The following is a 22,986-nucleotide window of genomic DNA, read 5'->3' on the forward strand; positions in this document are numbered from 1 at the left end:
TTTGCGTGTCTCGCGCGCTGGGGACAATCCAGCAGAAGTCATGGATGACGGGGTGACGAAGCGCCCGTGACGGGCGTTCGAGCGACAGCAGAAAAAAGCGGCCTTGCTGGTTTTCAGCAAGGCCGCTTTATTAGTCGTTCAATCGATGCGGTGAAATACCGCGTCGTCTGTGATATCAGTCGGGTGCCCGTTCCGGATAGCGAAGCCGCGAATGACTGCGGCCGTAGATCCCGTAGACGATGAGCCCGATCACGAGCCAGACGAAGAGCCGCAGCCACGTGACGATCGGCAGCCCCGCCATCAGCAGCAGGCAAAACAGAATCCCGAGGATCGCGATCACCGGCACGCCCGGCGCGCGGAACGGTCTCGCGGCTCCTGCGTCGCTGCGGCGCAGATAGATCACGGCGCCGCAGACGAGAATGAACGCGAACAGGGTGCCGATGCTGACCATCTCGCCTAACACGTTGATCGGTGTGAACGCCGCCACAATCGCGACGATCGCGCCGATCATTATCTGGCTCAAATGGGGTGTTTGCAGACGCGGATGGACGCGCGCGAACAGGTGCGGCAGCAGGCCATCTTGTGACATCGTGAAGAAGATACGGCTCTGGCCATATAGCAGCACGAGTATCACAGTCGTCAAGCCGGTCAGCGCGCCGATCTTGATGAGCACGGAAAACCAGGTGACGCCGATCGCATCGACACCTTTCGCGATCGGATCCGGGACGTTGAGCTGGGCATACGGAACGAGTCCTGTCAGCACGCCGGCGACCGCAATGTAGAGCAGCGTGCAGATTATCAGCGAGCCCAGAATGCCGATCGGCATATCGATCTGCGGCTTGCGTGCTTCTTGGGCCGCGGTGGACACCGCATCGAAGCCGATGAAAGCGAAGAACACGACGGCCGATCCGCGCAGAATGCCGCTCATGCCGAAATTGCCGAATTCACCGGTATTCTGCGGAATGAACGGATGCCAGTTAGCCGGATGCACAAAGAAGGCGCCGATAGCGATGAACGCCACCACCACGGTCAGCTTGATCGCCACCATGATGTTATTGAGCCGCGCGGATTCCTTGGTGCCGAGCACGAGCAGGAGAGTCAGCACGGCGATAATGAAGACCGCCGGCAAATTGACGACACCGGCTACCGTGCTGCCATCGGCCAGCGTCACCGTGGTGCCGGGTGCCGCCGCCATGGTGGGCGGAATGTTGATCCCGACGTTGTGCAACAGGCTCACGATATAGCCCGACCAGCCAACCGCAACAGTCGCCGCGCCCATCGCATATTCGAGGATCAGATCCCAGCCGATGATCCACGCGAATATTTCGCCGAGCGTGGCATACGTGTAGGTATAACTGCTGCCGCAGACCGGCAGCATGGCAGCCAGTTCGGAGTAGCAGAGTCCGACAAAGGCGCAGGCAATCCCGCCGAGGACAAACGAAAGAATGATGCTCGGGCCCGCGTAATGGGCCGCGGCCGTGCCGGTCAGAACAAAGATGCCGGCGCCGATGATCGCGCCGATACCCATCGCCGTAATGCTGGGCGCACCCAGCGACTTCGACAGTTGGTTTTCGCCACCCTCCGCGCTTGCGACAATATCCGCGACGGATTTGCGCGCCATATAACTCGTGTCAGCCATGATGAGTCGTCCTGTTCGTATGTGGGTGAATCCGAGATCGAATCGATCTGTGACGCACTGCAATAAGCGACTTCTTTAAAGGCGACTGACACTGTTGATGCTGCGGTTGAGGGGAGGACTAACGAGTTCAGTCTAGTCCGGATTTAATCGAGTGGGTACTGAAGATATAAATTGCGGATGCAGAAACGGCCTTGCGGGCGATCCGCAAGGCCGTCTTTTCAATCTCGAATCCTGATCAATCGATGCCGTGAAACACCGCGTCGTCCGGACCGAGATAAACCGGCGGGCGCCATGCGGCGTCGCGCATCGAATGCTGAACCAGCTTTTCGACGCCCAGCAGCACCGCGAAAATCGCCATCCGCACCGGAATGCCGTTATCGGTCTGGCGGAAAATCGCTAGACGCGAATCGTGATTCAGATCGACGCTCAGATCGTTCGCGCCAGGCCGGCTGTCGCGCGGCAGCGGGTGCATGATCAGCGTGTCGGGACCGCACACGCTGTCCATCAGCGCCTGATTGATCTGGAAGTCCGGCGTATAGCCTTCGAAAGATTCGTCGGTGAAGCGCTCTTTCTGGATGCGCGTGGCGTACACCACGTCGGCGCCGCGCAGCCCGGCGGGCAGATCGTGGGTTTGCTCGATCACATGATCGTTGCGCGAAATCTGCTCGATGATGTAGCTCGGCATTTCGAGCATGGGCGGCGAGATCAGCGTGAACTTGATGCCGCGATACAGCGCCAGCAGCTTGACCAGCGAATGCACCGTGCGCCCATATTTCAGGTCGCCGACCAGCGCAATATGCGCACCGTCGACGATCTTGCCCAGCCGCGAGAACTCGCGCTGGATCGTGTACAGGTCGAGCAGCGCCTGGCTCGGATGCTCGCCCGGGCCGTCGCCGCCGTTGATCACCGGCACATTGGTGGCGCGCGCGAATTCGGCCACCGAGCCTTGCTCCGGATGGCGGATCACCAGCGCATCCACATAGCCGCTCATCACGCGGCTGGTGTCGTAGATCGACTCGCCCTTGGCCATCGACGAAAACGTGAAGCCGGTGGTGTCGCACACCGAGCCGCCGAGCCGGCAGAAGGCCGCGCCGAAGCTCACGCGGGTCCGTGTGCTTGCTTCGAAAAACAGATTGCCGAGCACCGCGCCTTCGAGCACGCGGGAGATTTTCCGGCGCCGCGCGATCGGCTGCATGATGTCGGCGACGCGAAACAGCGCCTCGACCGAGTCGCGCGAGAACTGGTCGACCGACAGCAGTTGCGGCTTGCCCTCGAACAGCATCTGGCTCGCCAACGACTGTGAGTCTACGCTTTGCGTATAGTTTTCACCCGGCTCGCCGTGCACCACGATTTCCGACACGAAACGCTCCACGATCTCCGGCATGGCCCGCGATTCCTGCGAATCGTCCGGCAAGAGCCATGTGTCGAGCGCGCGGCGTGACACGCCAATACGGCTTGCGAACGTCTCGCGGGTCATGTTCATGCGACGCATCGCGTCGCGCAGGAAAGCTTGTTGTGGGACGCTCATGCGGGCACCTGTCGGGAAAGGGCTGCGAACCGGATATGTACGCGGTGCGTATATTAGTTTCCCTGTCGCAGAAGTCAAGCAATTTTGCGAGTTTGGCAAATCCTTCGGCGAACCCGTTTGCCAACCTGCTTTGCAAACTCGCCCCGGACGCGGTTACACTGCGTGTCATGCATTCCGGCCAAACGCTCCGACTCCGTCCGTCAACCATCGCCCGTCTCGCTTTTGCGAGCGTCGTGGCCGCACGCGCGAATCTCGCGAACGTTAGCGCCAAAGCCAAAAAACAGCCGCTCATCTGACCGGAGCCGCTGTTCCGTCAGATGTTGCGACGGAACAGCCGGTCAACGCCCCCTGCGGCATTCCCTGTTTTTCCTCCATCGCACCGCTGATCGGAATCGATACGGTCGTCATCGAGGTAAAGACATGTCTATTTTTTCGGATATCTGGGTTCCGCTCATCACGCCGTTCGCCGATGGCGAGGTGGATCACGCCGCGTTGCGCGCGTTGGTGCGCCGCTACGCCGATGCGGGCATTGCAGGGCTGGTCGCGCTCGGCACCACCGGCGAACCGGCCGCGCTCGACGATGCCGAGCAGGACGCCGTGCTGGCGACGATTCTCGACGAGGCGCGAGCCGCCGCTCACAGCACTCACGGCGCGGACGCACGAGCGCTGCCGGTGCTGGTCGGCGTGTCGGGCAATCACACGGCGAGCATGAAGGAGCGTATCGAGCAACTGAACGCGCTGCCGATCGCCGGTGTGCTGATGGCCGCGCCGTATTACATCCGGCCTTCGCAAGCGGGCATCGTCGGGCATTTCATGGCGCTTGCCGATGCGAGCGACAAGCCCGTCGTGCTGTACGACATTCCTTATCGAACCGGCGTGCGGCTCGAACTCGACACGCTGCTGACGCTCGCCGCGCATCCGCGGATTGAGGCGGTGAAGGATTGCGCCGGTTCGCTCGACACCACGCTCGCGCTGATTCGCGACGGGCGCTTGCAGGTGCTGACCGGCGAGGACATCAATATTTTCAACACGTTGTGTCTGGGTGGGAGCGGGGCGATCGCGGCCTCGGCGCATCTGCGGCCGGAACGGTTCGTCGCGCTGTATCGTGCGCTGTCAGCAGGACGGCTCGACGAAGGACGGCGTATTTTTCATGAGCTCGCGCCGCTGATCCAGGCGTTGTTTGCCGAACCAAATCCGGCACCGGTGAAGGCTCTGCTCGCCGCGCAAGGTCTGATACGCGACGAGTTGCGCATGCCGATGACGCGTGCCGGGGATGCGCTGGTCGCGCGGCTCAGGGAGCTGGAAGGGTTTGATCGGATAGAGACGCACGCAGCGGCATAGCTGGCTTGAGTGCGGATTCGCTTCGGGCCATCTGTATTTGAGATGATGGTTCGTGATGCCAGGCGAAGCAGCCCCGCGCAGCGTCAAACAGTCCCCGGCAGCGACCGGCGTTGCGTGGACGTGTCGTGGCCGAGTACGTCGCCGCGCTGCGTTCGCGATTCGTGTAGTCCGCGCATTTCCCGTGACTCGGCGAGACGCTCCAGCGCACCGCGGTCGAGCGTGGCGAGCATGTCGCGCTCGACGATCAGATGATGCAGGGCCAGCACGATCAGGCCGATGCTCAGCAGCAGATCGCCTGCAAACACGACAGCATAAAGCGCCGAGGTGGTGCGAGGATTGCCGTACAGCAGCGTCATGTTGGAGCGGTCGAGCAACACGAGCACGAGCGGCACGATGGCATTGAGCGTCGCGATACCGCTGCCTATCGCCACCAGCATACGGGCTGCCCCAAGTTGCGGACGGCGCCGCCGGTAGACCTCATACAGCGTCGCCGCGCGGCACGGCGCAAAAAACAGCGCCAGCAGGCTAGCGCGGACCGCCAGCGGTGCATTCAATGCCAGCACGCTCCCATACAGCACGCAGAACACGGCAGTGACGGCGAGGCCGGCGCGCCACGGCGCCGATGCACCGAACAGGTCACGCGTGCCCGTCCAGATCAGAATGCGGCTTTGCAACGCCAGCGTGGCGGTGGCCAGCAACAGCAAATCGCTAGGCCAGATCTTGTGCAACGTGAAGCATGCCGTGGCGGTGGCAAGCAGATAAAAGCCGACGGCCCAGAAGCGGAAGGCGCCCACCTGCGCGAACATACGCGAAAGCGCTGTCGTGATGAGGGCGCTGCACAGGAACGTGATCAGCCACACCGTTTGGAACGTCGCTACGTCAATTTTCATGAAGTCTCCAGCAACCAATCTGTTTGTTCCTGCTTATAGGTAAAACGAGGCGACGCAGCGGGCGCGCCATGATAGGCGAACCGGGTCGCAAAGGTACACGTCTTTCAAACAGATCAGGATGTTCATGCGGCCACCATTCTTGCCCGCAGCAGATCGCCGAAGTCCTCGGCGGTGAGCGGCTTGCCTAGCAGGAAGCCCTGCATCTCATCGCACATCATCGACTTGAGCATGTCGAGCTGCGACTCGGTTTCGACGCCTTCGGCCACCACGTCCATTTCCAGCGAGTGAGCGAGCGCAATGATCGCGGAAACGATCGCGCTGCCTTCCGGTCCGTGCTCGTCGAGCCCGTTGGTGAAGAAGCGGTCGATCTTCAACTGCTTGACGCGAAAGCGTTGCAGATAGGCGAGGCTCGAATAGCCGGTGCCGAAATCGTCGATGGCGATTTCAAAGCCGCTTGCCTGGAACGCGCGGATCATCTCGATGGTTTTCTGCGCGTCCTGCATGGCGACGGTTTCGGTGATCTCGAACATGATCTGCCCGCATTGCACGCCTTCGGCTTGCACGATCTCGAGCATCGTCGCGACGAGGTCCGGTTGCGACAACTGGCGCGGCGACAGATTGATCGCCACTTTCATCGAGGGCAGGCCCTGGTCGACCCAGCGGCGAATCTGCCGGCACGTCTCGCGCAGCACCCAATAGCCGATCTGCACGATCTGACCCGAGCGCTCGGCAATCGGAATGAACTCGAGCGGCGCCAGTGCGCCGAGTTGCGGATGATTCAGGCGGATGAGCGCTTCGGCACCGGCCAGCGAGTCGCCGCTGCCGTGGAACTTCGGCTGGAAGTGCAGTGAGAAATGGCCGGCGGTGAGCGCCTCGTGCAGCGCGCTTTGAATTTGCAGCGTGCGCGTCGCGGCTTCGTTCATGCTTTGTTCAAAGAAGCGATAGGTGCTGCGGCCCGCGCGCTTGGCTTCGTACATGGCGGCGTCGGCATGCTTGAGCAGCGTGTCGACGCTATCGCCGTCGTAGGGAAAGAGCGCGATGCCGATGCTCGGCATCACCTGAAGCGGCTGCGAATCGGTCCATACGCCCTGGCGCATCCGTTCGAGCACGCCTTCGGCCATCGTGCCGGCGTCTTCCCGTGACGCCAGGTTCTCGGACAGCACGACGAACTCGTCGCCGCCGAGACGCGCGACGGTGTCGCTCTCTCGCACACACAGCAGCAGGCGCTGGGCGAATGCGGACAGCACTTCGTCGCCTGCCGAGTGACCAAGTGAATCGTTGATGGTCTTGAAGCCGTCCAGATCCATGAACAGGATGGCGAACAGCGAACGCTGCCGGCGCGCGCTATGAATGGCGCGGTCGATGCGTTCGGTGAGCGTGCTGCGGTTGGGCAGGCCCGTCAGCGTGTCGAGCGTGGCGAGCCGCACGATCTGTCCGTTCAGCTTTGAGACTGCGCCGACCAGAAAGCTGGTGCGCGCATCGAAACGCGACAGTATTAGCGTGACGATCAGAATCGCAAACGTGAACAGGATCACCGAAGTCGCGAGCCATGCGGCGTTCACGCCCTTGGCCGCGCCGCAGATGGCGCCGGGCGGAAACTCGGCGGCCGCCATGCCGGCGTAGTGCATGCCGCTGATCGCGACGCCCATCACCAGCGCCGCAATGAAACGTTTGCGCAAAACGTGGAGTTCGTCATCGTTACTGAGTGCGCGAGCTATCCACAGCGCGGCGGTCGAGGCGCCGATCGCGATCGCCAGCGAGCCGGCGAACCAGGCCGGCTGATAGTGGATGCCCGGCTCCATTTGCATCGCCGCCATGCCGGTGTAGTGCATGCCGGCAATGCCGAAGCCCATCAGCACGCCGCCGGCCACGAGCCGAAGCAGCGTGAGCCGCGCGTAGGTCGTCACGACCAGCGCCAGATACGACGCGCCGATCGCGAGTCCGAGCGAATAAGCCGTGGTCGCGAAATCGTAGCCGAGCGGAATCGGCAGCGAGAAGGCGAGCATGGCGACGAAGTGCATCGACCAGATGCCGACACCGAGCGCGGCGGCGCCGCCGAGACGCCACGCGTGCCGCAAACCGGCCGACGCCAACAGGAAGATACGGCCCGTCAAATCGAGCGCCGTGTACGACGCCAGCGTCGCGACGACGAACGAGAATCCGACCAGCCAAAAATTGTATGAGCTCTGCATGTTAAGTCCAACCGCGAGAGGGAAGCGGCTGAACTTGTTATCGACAGTTGGTGGCGTTTATTTAATTGATTTTCAATATGTTAGTCATGGGGTTTGAGCATCACACGGCTGGCGTGATGTGTACCAGGGTTAATCCTTCGTCGAGCCAGCCCGTAATGCCGCCGATCATCAGTTTGACGGGGCGTCCCAACTGCGCGAGACGCAGTGCGCCGCGTGCGGCGCCGTTGCAGTGCGGGCCTGCGCAGTAGGTGACGAACAGTGTGTCCTGTGGGTACCCGGCGAGCTTCGACGCCACGATTTTTCCGTGCGGCAGGTTCAGCGCACCCGGCACGTGGCCCTGTTCGAACAGCGCCGGGCTGCGGACGTCGAGCAGCACGAAGCCGGGCGTGCCGCTCGCGAGTGCCGCGGACACGTCCGAACAGTCGGTTTCGAATTGCAGCGACGCCTGAAAGTGGGCAACGGCGGCGGCGCTATCGGCGGCAGGGATGGCGGTAACGGAGTTGTGAGCGGTGAGGGTGTCGAGCGTCGGCATGGTGGGGTTCCGGTTGGGCGGTGTGCGTGGTTGTCTGGCGAAGCGGTTCTGGAGCCTTCATTGTCGCGACGCTCCACGTGTCGGGGTAGTGGCGCAATCGTCAATCTCCGGTAACATCACGCCATGCACAATCATCTTGTCGTCGCGCTGGCCTATGACCGGCTCTGTACCTTCGAATTCGGCTGTGTGACCGAACTGTTCGCGCTCGAGCGTCCTGAACTCGGCGTGGACTGGTATCGCTTCGCGGTATGCGCGAGCGAACCTGGTCCGATTCGCGCGGCTGGCGGCATCACCGTCGCCGCGCCGTACACGCTCAGGCTGCTGGATCGCGCTGACACGATCGTGATTCCCGGCTGGCGCGATGCCGACGAATTGCCGCCGGAACCACTGCTGAAAAAAATTCGCGCCGCCTACGAACGCGGCGCGCGCCTTTGCTCGATCTGCTCTGGCGTGTTCGTGCTGGCCGCTGCGGGTGTGCTCGACGGCAAGACTGTCACGACACACTGGCGCTACGCCGACAAATTGCAGCAGCGCTATCCGCAATTGCGCGTGCAGCCGGATGCGTTGTATGTCGACGAAGGGCAGATCATCACCTCGGCGGGATCGGCGGCCGGGCTCGACATGCTGCTGCATCTGGTGCGGCGAGATCATGGCAGTGCGATCGCCAATCGGGTCGCGCAGCGTCTCGTGGTGCCGCCGCATCGAGAGGGCGGCCAGGCGCAGTTCGTGCCGCGGCCGATGCCGCAAGATGAAGGCGGCCGCCTCGCGAAGCTGATGGACTGGGTGCGCCGCCATCCTGCGTTGCCGCACACATTGCGCTCGCTGGCCGAACGGGCGGCGATGAGCCCGCGTACGCTGCAGCGGCAGTTCCACGACGCGACGGGCATGGCGCCCTACGAATGGCTGGTGCGCGAACGCGTGGCGATTGCGCGAGAACTGCTTGAGGCGCAGACCCCGCTGCCGATGGCGCGTGTGGCCGAGCTGGCAGGCTTCGGTTCCGAAGAATCGCTGCGGCGGCATTTCCGGCGTATCGCGTTGACGAGCCCAGGCGCGTATCGTAAGAAGTTCGGGATGCCGGCCGGGGTGCAGTGATTCGGCTAGCGGCGCGTCGTTTTTCGTTCTGCTGTTTCCCCTACTGGAACAGTTTCAAACGAACGCATTGCCAATGCGCAAAATCATGTATGACTCGGGTATGACAAGCAGCTTGATGCGTGCCGCATGACCGGTCGAATACGTTTCGTGCAAGCCGCCGTGTATGCTCAAAAGTCACAGAGTGCCGCGTGCCGGGCGTTGCGAGCGAATCGTGCGATAGGCCGCCCGTTTCGCCGCCTTGCAAGGGTTCGCGCAATCGCCGGTTTTCTGTCAGCATCACGGCCAGCATCCGTGGCAACCCACGTCGAACGTGCAGCGCATACGGCTACTTGAAGCGCGTGTTCGAAACACGTCGTCGTCATCGTCCTCTCCTGCTCATGAACGTCAAAACCGCCGCTGCTGCCGTTGTCGTCTCCGCTGCCATGGCAGCGCTCATGCCTGCGCTCGTCGCGGCGCAAACGGAAGCAGCCGATTCGCGCGCCGAACTCTATCGCCGCAACCTGCTGGCGGGCAAGGAGGTGCCGTGCCGCACCAACGCGTCATGCGCGGCGTTGGGCGTGGCCGCGCTCGAAGCAGGGCGCCTCAAGGACGCGCAAACGCTGGTCGCGATGGAAGCCGCGCTCGCCGAGGCCACCGCCATGCAGGCGAACGAAGAGAACTCGCCGAAAGCGACCAGTTCGGCGCGGGCTCGCGTGGCGATGGCGCTGGTTCATCAGGGCGACGTACAAGTGAGGCTGGGCGCGCTGCCGGATGCGCGCGCGTACTACCGCACCGCGGTGAGCCGCGGCAACGACTATCCCAACGACGCGCTACTCGGTCGCGCGGTAGCGGCGGCGCGTCAGCGTCTCGAAGCGATTGCGGACAAGGCGGTAGTGGCCGGTCTGCCGCCGAACGGCGCACGCTTTGCCAGCTACATGTTTTTCGGCGCATGGAACAGTATCGAGGTGAAGCCGGTGAAAGGGCGGCACGGCGTCTATCGGATCGATGGCGACTTCGTGTATCCGACTGTCGCCGCCGACGGTCAACCGAGCGCGAACATGGGCAGCCTGTCGGCGTACGTGCGGTTCTACGACGGCGTGGCGCGCGTGCCGATGAGCGATGGTGTCGGCGATGCGCCGCTCGACGCAACCGCCAGGATCACCAATCTCGCGCCTTATGACAAACGTGCGGACAAGCCAACGGACAAGCGTGCGGACAAATGCCTGATCGAGTTCAAACTCTCCGCACCGGAAACGCTCGATGTAGCGACGCACGGCTCACCGACGGAATGCGGATTTGGCTTCAACGTTAGTGCGGACGGACGTTACTATCTGATGACAGGTTCCTGACGGCCGGCATGCGGCAGATCGCGAGCCTGTTCAGCTTCCGCCTGCATGCTTCCCCATCCGCGCTGCGTCTCTTATGATGCAGTGGCCGTGCACGATTTACCGCTGTCCAAAGCGTTTCCGCCAACAAAACTCTGATAAGAAAAACGCTCGCCATGCAAAACCATTGCTGATCGTTCCGTTGATCGTCTCGCTGTCGTTCATGCTGGTCGCCGATATCGACAGCCCGCGCGGCGGTGTGATTCGCGTGAAGCCACTCAATCTCCATGCGCTCGCGGATTCGTTCCGCTCGCATTGAACCCGTACTGAATCCGCATCGAGTCGCACGAAGGAGAAACACATGTCCGATATCGCACAGACCATCGCCAGCTTTAATGCCGGTCGCGATCCTGAACGGCTCGCGATGAAATACAAGCTCATGCGTAGCTCGCCGTTCGTGTTTCTGCGCGGCACCTGTCATCTGTTTTACACGCGGCTGCCGCGTGACAAGGTGCTCGACGAAGCGCCGCCGGTGTGGATTTGCGGCGATATGCATCTGGAAAATTTCGGCAGCTACAAAGGCGACAACCGCCTCGTCTATTTCGACAACAACGATTTCGACGAAGCCTGTCTCGCGCCGAGTCTTTACGAACTGGTACGGCTCCTCACGAGCGTGCTGGTCGGCGCGAACGACCTCAAGCTGAGCCGCGCGCAGGCGCTCGCGCTCTGCCACACCGCGGTCGACTCCTATAGCGCCGCGCTCGCTTTCGGCAAAGCGCGCTGGATCGAAGCGGAGACGTCGACCGGCATGGTGCGCGATCTGTTCGACGCACTGGCGAGCCGCACGCGCGCCGCGCATCTGGATCGGCGCACCACGCTCAAGGGTAAGACCCGCGTGCTCAAAGTGGATGGCAAGAAAGCGCTACCGGTGAGCGACAAGGCGCGCGCCACAGTCACCGCGTTCATGCATCAGTTCGCCGCCGGTCAACCCAATCCGGACTTCTATCGCATCATCGACGTGGCGCGGCGGATTGCCGGCACCGGCAGCCTGGGCGTGGACCGCTACGTGATTCTCGTCGAAGGCAAGGGCTCACCGGACGGCAACTATCTGCTCGATTTGAAAGAGGCACTGCCTTCTTCGGTCACGCCGCATGTGCGCACACCGCAGCCGAAGTGGCAGAGCGAGGCGCAGCGTGTGGTTGAAGTTCAGCGGCGCAATCAGGCGGTTTCGCAAGCGTTCCTGCATGCAGTCGATTTCAATCAATGCTCGTATGTGCTGCGCAGCTTGCAGCCTTCGGAAGACCGTGTGGCATTGAGCGACTGGGACGGCAAGCTGCCGCGGCTCGAAGAAGTGGTCAACAGCATGGCCCAATTGAGCGCGTGGGCGCAACTGCGCAGCGGCGGCCGGCAGAAGTCGTCGATTGCGGACGAGCTGATTGCGTTCGGCAATCGCAAGGATTGGCAATTGCCGCTGATTGAGCTCGCGACTCAGTGCGAGGCGCAGGTGGGGGCTGACTGGAAGGCGTATTGCGAAGCTTATGATGGTGGTGCGTTTGATTTGCCGGCGCCGACCAAGCCTTGAGGTTCACCACACTGGGGGTACAGCGCGTAGCGCGCAAACTTGCAGATTAGTCCACGTGTTGGCGTACGCTGTCGTACTACGCTTGCGCATTCTCACGCCGTTCCCGACCTCTTCCAATGCGCGGCGCATCCCAGCGCCGCGCATGCCAGCAAGTCCTCCAGACAAACCCTGATTGCTGCGTTCAATCCGCCACTGCTATCGTTCGCTGGTCTTTGTGGAAGCGCTTCCACTCTAGCTGCCCGGCAGCATCCACATCGAGTTTTGCCGTACCCGGTTCAATGACCTCAGCGCAGGAGAGAATCCGTGGCAAACGACGCATCCGCTGTATTCGACACCCTATGCCCAGCCGTTTCCAAGGGCTCGCTCGCCGATCCCTTCACCCCGCCCGCGGACTCTTCGCTGTGGCGCAAGAACTTCCTGCTTGGCGCCGCCACCGCTTCGTATCAGATCGAAGGCGCGGTGAATGAAGACGGCCGCCTGCCGTCGATCTGGGACACCTTCTCAGCGATACCCGGCAAGGTGCTGGCCGGCGACACCGGCGCCGTTGCCTGCGATCACTATCATCGCTGGGAAGCGGACGTCGAGATGCTGGCCTCTCTCGGTCTCGAAGGCTATCGGCTCTCGATTGCGTGGCCACGCGTGATGGATGCGGCAGGCGCGCCCAATCGCAAAGGGATCGACTTCTACAAGCGCCTCCTGAATCGTCTGAAAGAGAAGGGCATCACGACCTTCGTGACGCTCTATCACTGGGACTTGCCGCAGCATCTGGAAGATCGCGGCGGCTGGCTCAATCGCGATACCGCTTACCGTTTCGCCGACTACGCTGACTTGATGAGCTGCGAACTGGCCGGAACGGTCGACGCATGGGCGACGCTCAACGAGCCCTGGTGCTCGGCGTATCTCGGCTACGGCAACGGCCACCACGCGCCGGGCCTCGCCAACGACCGCTTTGCGACGCAGGCGATGCATCACCTATTGCTCGCGCACGGCCTCGCCATGCCGGTGTTGCGCGCCAACGATCCGGCTTCGCAGAAAGGTATCGTCGCCAACATCGGCCGCGGCACGGCCAATAGCGATAGCGCTGCGGATCAGCGCGCGGCGCATCTGTTCGAAGTCCAGCACAATGCGTGGATTCTCGATCCGTTGCTCAAGGGTTCGTATCCACAAGACCTGTTCGAGTTGTGGCCGGGCACTGAGCCGCTGGTGCTCGACGGCGATATGGAAACCATTTCCGCGCCGCTCGATTTCCTCGGCATCAACTATTACTTCCGCACCAACGTCGCGAGCGACGGCGCGCATGGATTCCGGGACGTGCCGCTCGACGGCGTCGAGCGCACGCAGATGGGCTGGGAGGTGTATCCCGATGGCTTGCGCGATCTGCTGACCGGTTTCAAGAAGACGTATCACAACCTGCCGCCGATCTACATCACCGAAAACGGCATGGCCTCGGATGATAAGGTGACCGACGGTCATGTGGAGGATACGCAGCGCATCTCGTTCCTCAGGCGCCATCTCGCGGCGGTCGATCAGGCGATCAAGGCCGGCGTGGATATTCGCGGTTACTTTCTGTGGTCGTTGATGGATAACTTCGAGTGGGCGTTTGGGTATGAGCGCCGCTTCGGTGTCGTACATGTCGACTACAGTACGCAGAAGCGCACGGTCAAACGGAGTGCGGAGCTAGTGGAGAAATTTTTGAAGGAGCGTAAGGCAAAGGCTTAACGGCAGGTGAAGCTGGTTTGTATGTCGACTTGAATACGGGCGCAAAGCCTGAAGGAGACGGAATGCACAGCAGAAAAATGGTCTTGCGAGGCGTAGTTGCGGCACTGGCGCTGTACGGAATAGTCGCGCACGCAGCTGAACCCCTGAAAGCCAACGTGATCCACTGGTGGACCTCCGGCGGCGAGTCGGCCGCGATCCGCCAGTTCGCCGATGCGTACAACAAGGCCGGTGGCCAGTGGGTCGACAACGCAGTGGCCGGCGCCGATCAGGCGCGCTCTACGGCGATCAACCGGATCGTCGGCGGCGATCCACCCACCGCCGCACAGTTCAATACCTCCAAGCAGTTTCACGACCTGATCGATCAGGGCCTGCTGAACAACGTCGACGACGTCGCCGCGAAAGAAAACTGGAACGGCGTGTTCCCGCAATCGATCATCGACAGCATCCGGGTGAAGGGTCACTACTACGCCGCGCCAGTCGATATTCACATGCCGGCCTGGTTCTTCTACTCGAAGCCGGTGTTCCAGAAGGCTGGCATTGCCGCCGAGCCGAAGAGCTATGACGAATTCCTCGCCGATCTCGGCAAGCTGAAGGCAGCGGGCGTGATCCCGCTCGCGCTCGGTGGTCAGCCGTGGCAGGAAAAGATCACCTTCGACGCGGTGTTCGCCGACGTCGGCGGTCCCGATCTCTATCTGAAGGTGTACCGCGATCGTGACATGAACGCGGTCAAGTCGGATGCATTCAAGAAGGTGCTCGCGCAGTTCAAGCGCTTGCATGATTTCGTCGATGCCGGCTCGCCTGGCCGCAACTGGAACGATGCCACCGCGCTGGTGATTTCCGGCAAGGCCGGTGTGCAGATCATGGGCGACTGGGCCAAGGGTGAATTCTCGGCGGCCAACCAGGTTGCCGGCAAGGACTTCGGCTGCTTCCCGGGCTTCGGTCCGCATTCGCCGTATCTGGTTGCGGGCGACGTATTCGTGTTCCCGAAGACCGACAATGCCAACGCAATCAAGGCGCAGAATCTGCTTGCCACGGTGATGACCTCGCCGGCCGCGCAAGTCGCATTCAGCGCGAAGAAAGGTTCGATTCCGATTCGCCCCGATGTGGATGTGAGCAGTCTCGACATCTGCGCGAAGGAGGGCATGGCGATCATGAAGGACAAGTCGCGTCAGTTGCCGAATCCGGAGATGCTGCTCTCGCCTGATACGCAGGGCGCGTTGATCGATGTCATCACGAACTTCTGGAACAAGAACCAGTCGGTCGACGATGCGCAGAAGGCGTTTGCCAGTGCGTTGAAGAGCTAGGCGCTCATCATGCACGCGCTCAAGCTGCCGGCTGCCGACTCCGGGCATCGCAAAGGGCCGCTGAAAAAGCCGCTAAAAAAGCGTTTACCGATAGCGGCATGGCTGGCCTTGCTGCCGATGGTCCTGACCGTCGTGTTCGCGTATCTCGGCACGATGGTCTGGACCGCGCGCGTATCTCTCAGCAATTCGCGCACGTTTCCTTCCGGCGACTTCGCGGGCCTCACGCAGTACACGCGGCTCTTCAATAACGACCGCTGGTTGCTGTCGCTGCAAAACATCGTGATCTACGGCGCGTGCTTCATTGTCGCGTGCATGGTGATCGGTTTGCTGCTGGCGATTTTCATCGATCAACGCGTGGTGGCCGAAGGCGCGTTGCGCACGGTGTTTCTCTATCCGTATGCGATGTCGTTTGTCGCAACGGGTCTGGTCTGGCAGTGGATTCTGAATCCTGAGCTGGGTGCGCAGGCCGTGCTGCACAAGATCGGTTTCGTGCATGCGCGCTTCGACTGGATCGTCGATCAGGACTGGGTGATCTACACCATCGTCATCGCGACGGTATGGCAGGCGTCCGGTCTCGTGATGGCGCTGCTGCTGGCCGGCTTGCGTGGTATCGACGACGAGCTGTGGAAAGCCGCACGTATCGACGGCATTCCGCGTTGGCGCGTGTATGCGAGCATCGTCGTGCCGATGCTCGGGCCTTCCCTGTCCACCGCCTTCGTGCTGCTCTTCGTAATGGTCGTGAAGCTTTACGACGCCGTGGTCGCGATGACGCAAGGCGGTCCTGGCACGGCGAGCGAAGTGCCCGCGAAGTTCATCATGGACTACCTGTTCGGCCGGGCCAATATCGGCCTCGCGTCGGCCGCGTCGATCGTGCTGCTGGCTACGGTGCTGGCGATTCTCGCGCCGTTCTTTTATGCCCGCAGCCGCGCTGCGCTGCGCAAGGAGGTGTGATGAACACGCTCAGTCCGCCACTCAAAGGCGGCACGCCGAGCCGTGCACGTCGACGCCGCCGTTCGTTTACACCCGCACGGCTCGGCGTCTACGCGTTTCTGCTCACCGCCGCGTTGTTCTTCCTGTTGCCGTTGTATGTGATGCTCGTCACATCGGTGAAACCGATGAGCGAGATTCGCCTCGGCAATCTGCTCGCTTTCCCCGCGCATTTCACACTCGATGCATGGAGTGCCGCATGGCAATCCGCCTGCACCGGGCTCGATTGCAACGGTATCCAGGTCGGCTTCTGGAATTCGGTGCGTATCGTCGTGCCCAGCACGGTGTTGTCGATCGTGATCGGCGCGGTGAACGGCTATGCGCTGTCGTTCTGGCGGCCGCGTGGGGCAGGGCTGCTGTTCGGCGTATTGCTGATGGGCGCTTTCATTCCCGTGCAGGTGATGGTCTATCCGCTCGTGCGCGTGCTCGCGAGCGTGCATCTGTTCAGTTCGCTGCCGGGTATCGTGGTGATCCACACCATCTTCGGCATGCCAGTGATGACGCTGCTGTTTCGCAACTATTACGCGTCGATTCCGCAGGAGCTGTTCAAGGCGGCGCGCATCGACGGCGGTGGTTTCTGGCGCATCTTTTTGCAACTGATGCTGCCGATGTCCACGCCAATCATCGTCGTCGCGGTCATCATGCAGGTGACAGGCATCTGGAACGACTTCATTCTCGGCCTTGTGTTCGCCGGCACGAAAAACCTGCCGATGACGGTGCAACTGAACAACATCATCAATACGACGACTGGCGAGAGGCTCTATAACGTCAATATGGCGGCGACCATTCTGACCTCCATGGTGCCGCTCGCGGTCTACTTCATTTCGGGCCGCTGGTTTGTGCGCGGCATTGCGTCCGGCGCCGTCAAGGGATAGGGCGATAAAGCATGGCAAACCTGGCTAACCTGGCAAATGCGGCCGATCTGGCTAACCCGGCTGATGCGGCGAATGTCGGGCACGCGGTGGACACCGCGGGCCTGTCGAATCCGGCCAACGTATCGGTGCGCAATCTGAAGATCCAGCTCGGCGCGAATACGGTGATCGAGAATCTCGATCTCGATGTCCGAGCGGGTGAGTTCGTCGTGTTGCTCGGCCCATCGGGTTGCGGTAAGTCCACCTTACTGCACAGCATCGCGGGCCTGATCGACGTGACCGACGGCAGCATCGAAATTGCGGGCGAAGACATGACCTGGGCCGACCCGAAAGATCGCCGTATCGCGCTGGTGTTCCAGTCGTATGCGTTGTATCCGACCATGAGTGTCGAGCGCAATCTGTCGTTTGCGTTGCGTATCAACGGCACACCGAAGGCGGAGATTGAACGGCGTGTCAAACGGGCGTCCGAGATGCTGCAACTCGGCCCGCTGCTCAAGCGCAAGCCCGCGCAACTCTCCGGCGGCCAGCGGCAGCGCGTGGCGATCGGCCGTGCGATCGTGCGCGAGGCCGATGTGTTCCTGTTCGACGAGCCGCTTTCGAATCTCGACGCCAAATTGCGCACCGAATTGCGTCGCGAACTCAAGCAACTGCACCAGCGTCTGGGCGCGACGATGATCTACGTGACCCACGATCAGGTCGAAGCGATGACGCTCGCCACGCGCATGGCCGTGATGCGCGGCGGCGTGATCCAGCAGTTCGGCACGCCCGCCGAAGTCTATGCGCGGCCGAACAATCTGTTCGTCGCGACGTTTCTGGGCTCGCCCGCCATGAATGTGCTCAAGGGCACGCTCGAGACGCGCGATGGCGCGCTACACTTTTGTACAGCGGATTTGCAGCTCGATGTGTCGCACTATCCTTTCAAAAACCTGCCAACGGATCGTCTGTCATGCGTACTCGGCGTACGGGCCGAAGACGTCCACGTGGGGGAAGGCTCAAGCGGTTCAAGCGGTTCAAACTCAAAAATGAGCGAGCGCGCGAACATTTCCCTGATCGAGCCGATGGGCAACCACCGTGTCATCTGGCTCGACTATCATGGAGTGCAAATCGCGTCGATCGACCAGACGAAGACGCCGGTGGCAATAGGGGATGCCGCGACGTTCTCGTTCGATGGCGCACATATTTCGTTGTTCGAGGAAGAAGGCGGCGCGCGTCTGTAGTGAAGGGATGCAGTGTCGTTGAATACAACAGGCTTGACGGAGAACCGTGTGGCAACACTCAAGGATGTCGCGGCACTGGCCGGCGTCGGCATGTCGACTGCCTCACGGGCCATTTCCGGTAAGGGACCCATTTCAGCCGATGCCGCCGCGCGCGTGAAGGCCGCGATCGAAGCGCTGAATTTCCGGCCGTCGTCCATCGGCCGGGCCATGGCAACGCAATCGCTCGGCATGATCGGCATTTTCGTGCCGACTTTCTTCGGCTCCTACTACGGCACGATTCTCAAGCAGACCGACACCGAACTGCGCGCGGTGCGCCGTCACGTGGTGGTGGCGACGGGTTGCGGGGAAGTGTCGCCGCGCGAGCAGGCCATCGAGGCAGTGCGTTTTCTGATCGGCCGCGATTGCGATGGCGTGGTGGTGATCAGCCACGATCTGCACGACGAAGATCTGGACATGCTGCATCGCATGCATCCGAAGATGGTGTTTCTGAATCGCGCGTTCGATCAGTTGCCGGAAGCGTCGTTTTGCGCGGATCATCGGCGCGGCGGTGAACTGGCGGCACGCACGCTGCTCGACTATGGGCATCGGGACATTGCGGTGATTTCCGGGCCGTTCAGCGCCTCGGACAATCACACCCGGCTCGAAGGCTTCTTTGCCGAATTGTCGCGCGAGGGCATTGCGCGCGAGGACGTCACGCTAATCGAATCGGACTTCTCGCCGGAAGGCGGTTACGTCGCCGCGCAGAAGCTGCTCGATTCGGAGCGGCGCTTCACCGGCCTCTTTTGCGCGAACGACACGATGGCGGTGAGCGCGCTGGCGCGTTTCCACCAGGCGGGCATTTCCGTACCGGACGAAGTCTCGGTGATCGGCTACGACGATGATTATTCGGCCGCGTATGCCGCGCCTGGGCTCACCTCGGTGCATATCCCGACGGCGGAGTTGACCCAGAACGCCGTGCGCTGGCTGGTCAATCAGTGCTACCGGACCTCGTGGGAGATCATCCGCGAGTTTCCGGTGAGCGTGACGATGCGGGAATCGGTGGGGCCTGCACCGGGGGCTTCATCGACCAGGATCAAGGCGCCCAGTTGCCGCATCGCGTCGTAGCGTCTTCGCGAAGCGGCGTATGGAGGCGCGTAGGGGCTGCTTTGGCCCCGCTTATGTCCCGCTGCGCAGCGACTGTTCGTAGCGCAGGCGCGCTTCTTCGTCGAGGCGCGTGTCTTCGAGTTCCTGCAGCACGGCTTCGAGATCGATCGGCGTGGTGTCCAGTTCAACACGGCCGGTCAATTTGGCATCCACGTGCAAGGCGCCTGCTTCGTACAGCGACCAGATTTCCTTGCCGTAGCTCGTATCGAGCAACGCGGGCGCGAAACGGCCGAAATAGGTAGCGAGGTTGTTCACGTCGCGCTCGAGTATGGCCGGCGCTTCCAGATTGCCGGCGGCATCCACGGCTTGCGGCAAGTCGATGATCACCGGGCCGTCCGCCGCGAGCAGGATGTTGTACTCGGACAGGTCGCCGTGAATCATGCCGGCGCACAGCATGCGCACCACCTGGTTGAGCAGCAGCCCATGCAATTCGAGTGCGCGTGCTTCGGTCATCTCCACATCGTTCAGACGCGGCGCAACGTCGCCGTCCGCATCGGTCACCAATTCCATCAGCAACACGCCGTCGGTGCAGATGAAGGGCTGCGGCACGCGCACGCCGGCGTTGGCGAGCTGGAACAGCGCATCGACTTCCGCGTTCTGCCACGCCTGTTCCTGCACTTCGCGCCCATAGCGGCTGCCTTTTTCCATGGCGCGCTGCTGGCGGCTGTTCTTGACCTTGCGACCCTGCTGATAGGACGCGGCCTGGCGGAAACTGCGCTGTTTGGCGTCCTTATAGACCTTCGCGCAGCGCGTGGACTCGCCGCTGCGGACCACGTAGACGGTGGCTTCCTTGCCGCTCATCAGCTGCGAGATGACTTCGTCGATCAGGCCCTCTTCGACGAGCGGGAGCAGACGTTTAGGTGTTTTCATGCGGCCACCGGAGCGCGGTGGGGGGCGGATCGGTCGGGTGCGGCCGATTGCGAGAGGAGGTGGTGCGGGATTCGGATCATGCCGGATTATAAGGGGTATGGAGACATGTGCCGGAACACGAGCGTCAAGGTGCCGGACGCGACCGGCACACCGCGGACGTATGGTCGCCAGACGAAGACATCACGCCTGAAATACAGACTCCATTCGCTGTATTTCGGGCCGGGACAGATTCAGCGCGGCGGCTTCTTCCCGCCATGTGTCGACGGCGTCTTGAACTTCCGCGACGATGCGGCGCGCGTCTGTGTCGTCGAGTCGATAAAACTCAGCGGTGTCGAAGGCGGTTTCAAGATCCGGCAGGGCGCTCATACCGTCCAGCGTGAGCGCGTGTTCCCGCTTGCTCGGATTTGGATTCATATCGAACGCCGGCGAGAGCCGCCAACCCGAAGGCTCGCGAATGAAGCCGTGATTGCGCAGGTGATCGTCCCGGTTTCCCATGAGTACGTTGAAGACGACTCTTCTGAAGAGTTGAGCGAGATCTTCGTCGATATGACCTTGTGCGCCGTTGTCGGCGAGGTACTCGGCAATGTCCAGGTAGCCTGCTCCCGATTCGCCATCCTGACGTTCGAGCAAGGTCATGGCCGAGGTGTACATGCGCCGGCTGCCTTCACGGCGATCGAATCGTTCGACGCAGAACGTGCCATAACGTGTGCCGACATACTTGAGTTCGGATTGCGGCACCCAGATGCCGGCTTTCCTGGCCAACCGGTGAGCGATGTATTCCCACGCACCGATGTCGTAACGGTCGTCTTTGGCGGGGAATTTGGCGATCCAGAGATCATTGCCCAGGCTCGTGAAGTTCGCTTTTGGGCGAGCGCCGCCGAGCGAGGTGCCAGGGGCGATCAGCATCGCGAGCCACTGCTCGTACTCGGGCAGTTTTTCTATATCGGCTTCTTCAATGCGCAGGCTGATATACGCGAGGGTCGCGAGGTCGGTGACCGGCGGCGCGGCATCGGCGCTGTTGTCGAGAAAATGTCCGTCCACGTCCTGAAACCGCAGCGCGCCGACTCGTGTCAGGTCGTGCACGCCCAGCAGGAAATCGATCTCCTGCAAATTGCGCATAGGCCGGTCTTCGCGATCTGCCGCCACGGCCTCGCGGCGTTCCATCAGCACGCGGCCCCAGCGATCCGGCGCCGAGTCCATGAAAACGCCGAATGCAGCGGATTTCGCAGGCGGATATTGCTCGTCGGTCCATAACTCGAGGCGCGGGTCGAGCATGAATGCGTTACGCCCATCTATCCAGCTCTTTGCATAGGCGAACGATGCCGGCAAGTCTGTGCGCGCAGTCTGGCGATACAAGGTGCCGACCTGCTGCTGGCTGCTCAGTTCGGTTGCGTCGAGAAATACCTTGAATGCATCTCGAGGTTTATTGCTGACCATCAGATTTCTTCGGGTGTTTTTTTGCCGGCTGCCCGGTTTTGACAGGGGCGGCGCCGGGCGTGTTCGTGCGCGGTTTGCGCTGACCCGGCAACTTGAGGTCCTGCAGCTTGCGGCCGAGTTCGTCGTCATGGGCGACGGCGTCCATGTCCTTGTCGAGACCCAACACGCGAAGCGCCCGCATATAGGTGCCGAGCGCAATATTCGGATCGCCTTTCTCGAGGCGGCTCAGCGTGTCGCGCGAAATGCCCAACCTTTCGGCGAACAGAACGGTTGGGAGTTCACGCCGCAGGCGGGCGAGTTTCAGGCGTTCGCCGAGCGCACGCATCTGCTTCTCGACCGACGGAAAGGGACGTTGAAAGGTGCGGGGCATGTCCGATAGATTAGGCAAATATCGAGAATATGTCAAAAGTATCGGACATATTTTCCGAGCCAGAGGTTATGATTGCCTTGATCTGACCCAGAATTTATAAGATTTGTACGATATTTAAGGCAATTTTGGTGATTTTGCCTAAAGTATCGTACAAAATAAGAGGCTCAATGATCACCCAACCACTCCAAACCCGCGCAGACGAGACCTTGCGGACCGCATGCTGTGCCGGTGGCGTATCTAATAGTGCCGCTGCTGGCCCGGGCGTTTTACGCGATCAGAACCTGGCCGTCGATCTACACGGTGGAGCTAGTCGAGTTCGTGCTGATCGGCTTGATGATGCTTTGGAGTAGCGGGTTTCGTGCCGATTCTCGCAACGTTCAAACCGGACGTACGGGCGGCGCGGCTCGGGCAGTCGGTCCATCCTGTACCCGATGGGCCGCTGCAGGATGCGTAAACCCTGAATCGCCGTAAGTGCGCAGCACCTCAGAGATGATCACCTGATACCCATCGAGCCAGTTTGCCTGCGCTGCTTTCGCTTCCAGATGCGCGGGGTGTTGCATCAACGCTTGCAATGCCTCGAGCGACGCCCAGTAATACACATTCGACGTCAGTCCTGTCGACGCGTTTTCCCACGACTCTTCGCCGAGATAGCCGGGAATGGCCTTGGCGGCGGTGGCGATGGTCTCGTCGAGCCGGTAGAACCGTTCGTCTAATTGTCGTGTCGCGAAGATGAAAGTTGACGTGTACATGGCGTAACCGGTTTGTAGGTAGGCGAACGTTTGCGCATCATAGCGCACGGTATCGAGCGCTCATTTTTTTGCGTTATTTGCCGCATTTTCAGGGGTATTCTCACGCGCCATCTGCCGCACGGCAGTAACGGTGTTGTAATAGTCCGCAACAGTCTATTGCGTTTTCCCTCATTCATTTCGCACGGCAATCGCTTAAACTTGCCAGTAACAATTTGTTA

Annotated in this window: 19 protein-coding genes and 1 pseudogene; 11 read left to right on the forward strand and 9 right to left on the reverse strand. The window is 61.5% G+C overall.

The annotated features are described in order from the left end of the window. Positions 1 to 175: 175 nt before the first annotated feature. Together M0D66_RS31375 and M0D66_RS31380 are read right to left on the reverse strand one after the other, a co-directional pair. A complete protein-coding gene (locus M0D66_RS31375) occupies positions 176 to 1,639 on the reverse strand; it encodes an amino acid permease (RefSeq protein ID WP_211702718.1) in 1,464 nt (487 codons plus the stop codon). Positions 1,640 to 1,874: 235 nt separating this feature from the next. Continuing rightward, complete coding sequence (locus tag M0D66_RS31380; RefSeq protein ID WP_054038849.1) at positions 1,875 to 3,167, reverse strand: aspartate carbamoyltransferase; 1,293 nt, start codon at positions 3,165 to 3,167, stop codon at positions 1,875 to 1,877. Positions 3,168 to 3,587: 420 nt separating this feature from the next. On the opposite strand from M0D66_RS31380, the gene dapA reads away from it, so the two are divergent. Continuing rightward, positions 3,588 to 4,508, forward strand: a complete 921-nt coding sequence (dapA, locus tag M0D66_RS31385; RefSeq protein ID WP_266212485.1) for a 4-hydroxy-tetrahydrodipicolinate synthase — start codon at positions 3,588 to 3,590, stop codon at positions 4,506 to 4,508. 83 nt (positions 4,509 to 4,591) lie between these two features. Here the strand turns inward: dapA and M0D66_RS31390 are convergent, their stop codons facing one another. The 3 genes from M0D66_RS31390 to M0D66_RS31400 form a co-directional block, all read right to left on the reverse strand. Continuing rightward, positions 4,592 to 5,398, reverse strand: coding sequence for a hypothetical protein (locus M0D66_RS31390; RefSeq protein WP_093632951.1), 807 nt, complete (start codon positions 5,396 to 5,398; stop codon positions 4,592 to 4,594). A 122-nt stretch (positions 5,399 to 5,520) separates the two neighbouring features. Next, positions 5,521 to 7,590 (reverse strand): bifunctional diguanylate cyclase/phosphodiesterase, encoded by a 2,070-nt coding sequence (locus M0D66_RS31395; protein ID WP_266212486.1) that lies wholly within the window; start codon positions 7,588 to 7,590, stop codon positions 5,521 to 5,523. A gap of 100 nt (positions 7,591 to 7,690) precedes the next feature. Next, complete coding sequence (locus tag M0D66_RS31400) at positions 7,691 to 8,122, reverse strand: rhodanese-like domain-containing protein (protein WP_266212487.1); 432 nt, start codon at positions 8,120 to 8,122, stop codon at positions 7,691 to 7,693. A gap of 123 nt (positions 8,123 to 8,245) precedes the next feature. Here M0D66_RS31400 and ftrA point away from each other — a divergent pair, with 123 nt between their 5' ends. From ftrA to M0D66_RS31450, 10 genes and pseudogenes are all read left to right on the forward strand, one after another. Next, a complete protein-coding gene (gene ftrA, locus M0D66_RS31405) occupies positions 8,246 to 9,214 on the forward strand; it encodes a transcriptional regulator FtrA (protein WP_266212488.1) in 969 nt (322 codons plus the stop codon). 377 nt (positions 9,215 to 9,591) lie between these two features. Next, the gene (locus tag M0D66_RS31410; protein ID WP_211707591.1) at positions 9,592 to 10,542 is read left to right on the forward strand and encodes a hypothetical protein; all 951 of its coding nucleotides are present in this window, start codon (positions 9,592 to 9,594) and stop codon (positions 10,540 to 10,542) included. A 163-nt stretch (positions 10,543 to 10,705) separates the two neighbouring features. After that, positions 10,706 to 10,837: pseudogene (locus tag M0D66_RS31415) on the forward strand (hypothetical protein); the annotation flags it as partial. A 42-nt stretch (positions 10,838 to 10,879) separates the two neighbouring features. Further along, complete coding sequence (locus M0D66_RS31420) at positions 10,880 to 12,100, forward strand: DUF2252 domain-containing protein (protein WP_266212489.1); 1,221 nt, start codon at positions 10,880 to 10,882, stop codon at positions 12,098 to 12,100. Positions 12,101 to 12,403: 303 nt separating this feature from the next. After that, the gene (locus M0D66_RS31425; protein ID WP_266212490.1) at positions 12,404 to 13,819 is read left to right on the forward strand and encodes a GH1 family beta-glucosidase; all 1,416 of its coding nucleotides are present in this window, start codon (positions 12,404 to 12,406) and stop codon (positions 13,817 to 13,819) included. A gap of 62 nt (positions 13,820 to 13,881) precedes the next feature. Further along, the gene (locus tag M0D66_RS31430; protein ID WP_266212491.1) at positions 13,882 to 15,123 is read left to right on the forward strand and encodes an ABC transporter substrate-binding protein; all 1,242 of its coding nucleotides are present in this window, start codon (positions 13,882 to 13,884) and stop codon (positions 15,121 to 15,123) included. Between the two features lie 9 nt (positions 15,124 to 15,132). Beyond that, the gene (locus tag M0D66_RS31435; RefSeq protein WP_266212492.1) at positions 15,133 to 16,074 is read left to right on the forward strand and encodes a carbohydrate ABC transporter permease; all 942 of its coding nucleotides are present in this window, start codon (positions 15,133 to 15,135) and stop codon (positions 16,072 to 16,074) included. Continuing rightward, positions 16,074 to 16,985, forward strand: a complete 912-nt coding sequence (locus tag M0D66_RS31440; protein ID WP_093632942.1) for a carbohydrate ABC transporter permease — start codon at positions 16,074 to 16,076, stop codon at positions 16,983 to 16,985. Before M0D66_RS31435 ends, M0D66_RS31440 begins: the two co-directional genes overlap by 1 nt. Positions 16,986 to 16,996: 11 nt before the next feature. Next, positions 16,997 to 18,199 carry an ABC transporter ATP-binding protein gene (locus M0D66_RS31445; protein WP_266212493.1) on the forward strand — a complete coding sequence of 401 codons (1,203 nt, stop codon included), beginning with the start codon at positions 16,997 to 16,999 and terminating at the stop codon, positions 18,197 to 18,199. Positions 18,200 to 18,247: 48 nt separating this feature from the next. After that, positions 18,248 to 19,303 carry a substrate-binding domain-containing protein gene (locus M0D66_RS31450; RefSeq protein ID WP_093632940.1) on the forward strand — a complete coding sequence of 352 codons (1,056 nt, stop codon included), beginning with the start codon at positions 18,248 to 18,250 and terminating at the stop codon, positions 19,301 to 19,303. Between the two features lie 51 nt (positions 19,304 to 19,354). On the opposite strand, the gene M0D66_RS31455 is transcribed toward M0D66_RS31450, so the two are convergent. The 4 genes from M0D66_RS31455 to M0D66_RS31470 form a co-directional block, all read right to left on the reverse strand. Next, positions 19,355 to 20,212 (reverse strand): PA4780 family RIO1-like protein kinase, encoded by an 858-nt coding sequence (locus M0D66_RS31455; RefSeq protein WP_266212494.1) that lies wholly within the window; start codon positions 20,210 to 20,212, stop codon positions 19,355 to 19,357. A gap of 180 nt (positions 20,213 to 20,392) precedes the next feature. Beyond that, a complete protein-coding gene (locus M0D66_RS31460; protein WP_167378292.1) occupies positions 20,393 to 21,649 on the reverse strand; it encodes a type II toxin-antitoxin system HipA family toxin in 1,257 nt (418 codons plus the stop codon). Beyond that, complete coding sequence (locus M0D66_RS31465) at positions 21,636 to 22,019, reverse strand: helix-turn-helix domain-containing protein (protein ID WP_093632937.1); 384 nt, start codon at positions 22,017 to 22,019, stop codon at positions 21,636 to 21,638. The genes M0D66_RS31460 and M0D66_RS31465 overlap by 14 nt, the downstream gene beginning before the upstream one ends. Before the next feature lie 377 nt (positions 22,020 to 22,396). Next, on the reverse strand, positions 22,397 to 22,768 hold the full coding sequence (locus M0D66_RS31470) for an antibiotic biosynthesis monooxygenase (protein WP_093633240.1): 372 nt from the start codon (positions 22,766 to 22,768) through the stop codon (positions 22,397 to 22,399). Positions 22,769 to 22,986 lie beyond the last annotated feature (218 nt).

This window comes from Paraburkholderia sp. SECH2 (assembly GCF_030464795.1).
Classification (GTDB): domain Bacteria; phylum Pseudomonadota; class Gammaproteobacteria; order Burkholderiales; family Burkholderiaceae; genus Paraburkholderia; species Paraburkholderia aspalathi.

What these genes read in the sequence shown, in the direction of transcription:
- M0D66_RS31400 (WP_266212487.1), bottom strand. Translation starts at nt 8,122, where the DNA reads ATGCCGACGCTCGACACCCTCACCGCTCACAACTCCGTTACCGCCATC.
- M0D66_RS31410 (WP_211707591.1), top strand. Translation starts at nt 9,592, where the DNA reads ATGAACGTCAAAACCGCCGCTGCTGCCGTTGTCGTCTCCGCTGCCATG.
- M0D66_RS31390 (WP_093632951.1), bottom strand. Translation starts at nt 5,398, where the DNA reads ATGAAAATTGACGTAGCGACGTTCCAAACGGTGTGGCTGATCACGTTC.
- M0D66_RS31440 (WP_093632942.1), top strand. Translation starts at nt 16,074, where the DNA reads ATGAACACGCTCAGTCCGCCACTCAAAGGCGGCACGCCGAGCCGTGCA.
- M0D66_RS31380 (WP_054038849.1), bottom strand. Translation starts at nt 3,167, where the DNA reads ATGAGCGTCCCACAACAAGCTTTCCTGCGCGACGCGATGCGTCGCATG.
- M0D66_RS31375 (WP_211702718.1), bottom strand. Translation starts at nt 1,639, where the DNA reads ATGGCTGACACGAGTTATATGGCGCGCAAATCCGTCGCGGATATTGTC.
- M0D66_RS31470 (WP_093633240.1), bottom strand. Translation starts at nt 22,768, where the DNA reads ATGTACACGTCAACTTTCATCTTCGCGACACGACAATTAGACGAACGG.
- M0D66_RS31445 (WP_266212493.1), top strand. Translation starts at nt 16,997, where the DNA reads ATGGCAAACCTGGCTAACCTGGCAAATGCGGCCGATCTGGCTAACCCG.
- ftrA (WP_266212488.1), top strand. Translation starts at nt 8,246, where the DNA reads ATGCACAATCATCTTGTCGTCGCGCTGGCCTATGACCGGCTCTGTACC.
- M0D66_RS31435 (WP_266212492.1), top strand. Translation starts at nt 15,133, where the DNA reads ATGCACGCGCTCAAGCTGCCGGCTGCCGACTCCGGGCATCGCAAAGGG.
- M0D66_RS31395 (WP_266212486.1), bottom strand. Translation starts at nt 7,590, where the DNA reads ATGCAGAGCTCATACAATTTTTGGCTGGTCGGATTCTCGTTCGTCGTC.
- dapA (WP_266212485.1), top strand. Translation starts at nt 3,588, where the DNA reads ATGTCTATTTTTTCGGATATCTGGGTTCCGCTCATCACGCCGTTCGCC.
- M0D66_RS31460 (WP_167378292.1), bottom strand. Translation starts at nt 21,649, where the DNA reads ATGGTCAGCAATAAACCTCGAGATGCATTCAAGGTATTTCTCGACGCA.
- M0D66_RS31420 (WP_266212489.1), top strand. Translation starts at nt 10,880, where the DNA reads ATGTCCGATATCGCACAGACCATCGCCAGCTTTAATGCCGGTCGCGAT.
- M0D66_RS31465 (WP_093632937.1), bottom strand. Translation starts at nt 22,019, where the DNA reads ATGCCCCGCACCTTTCAACGTCCCTTTCCGTCGGTCGAGAAGCAGATG.
- M0D66_RS31455 (WP_266212494.1), bottom strand. Translation starts at nt 20,212, where the DNA reads ATGAAAACACCTAAACGTCTGCTCCCGCTCGTCGAAGAGGGCCTGATC.
- M0D66_RS31430 (WP_266212491.1), top strand. Translation starts at nt 13,882, where the DNA reads ATGCACAGCAGAAAAATGGTCTTGCGAGGCGTAGTTGCGGCACTGGCG.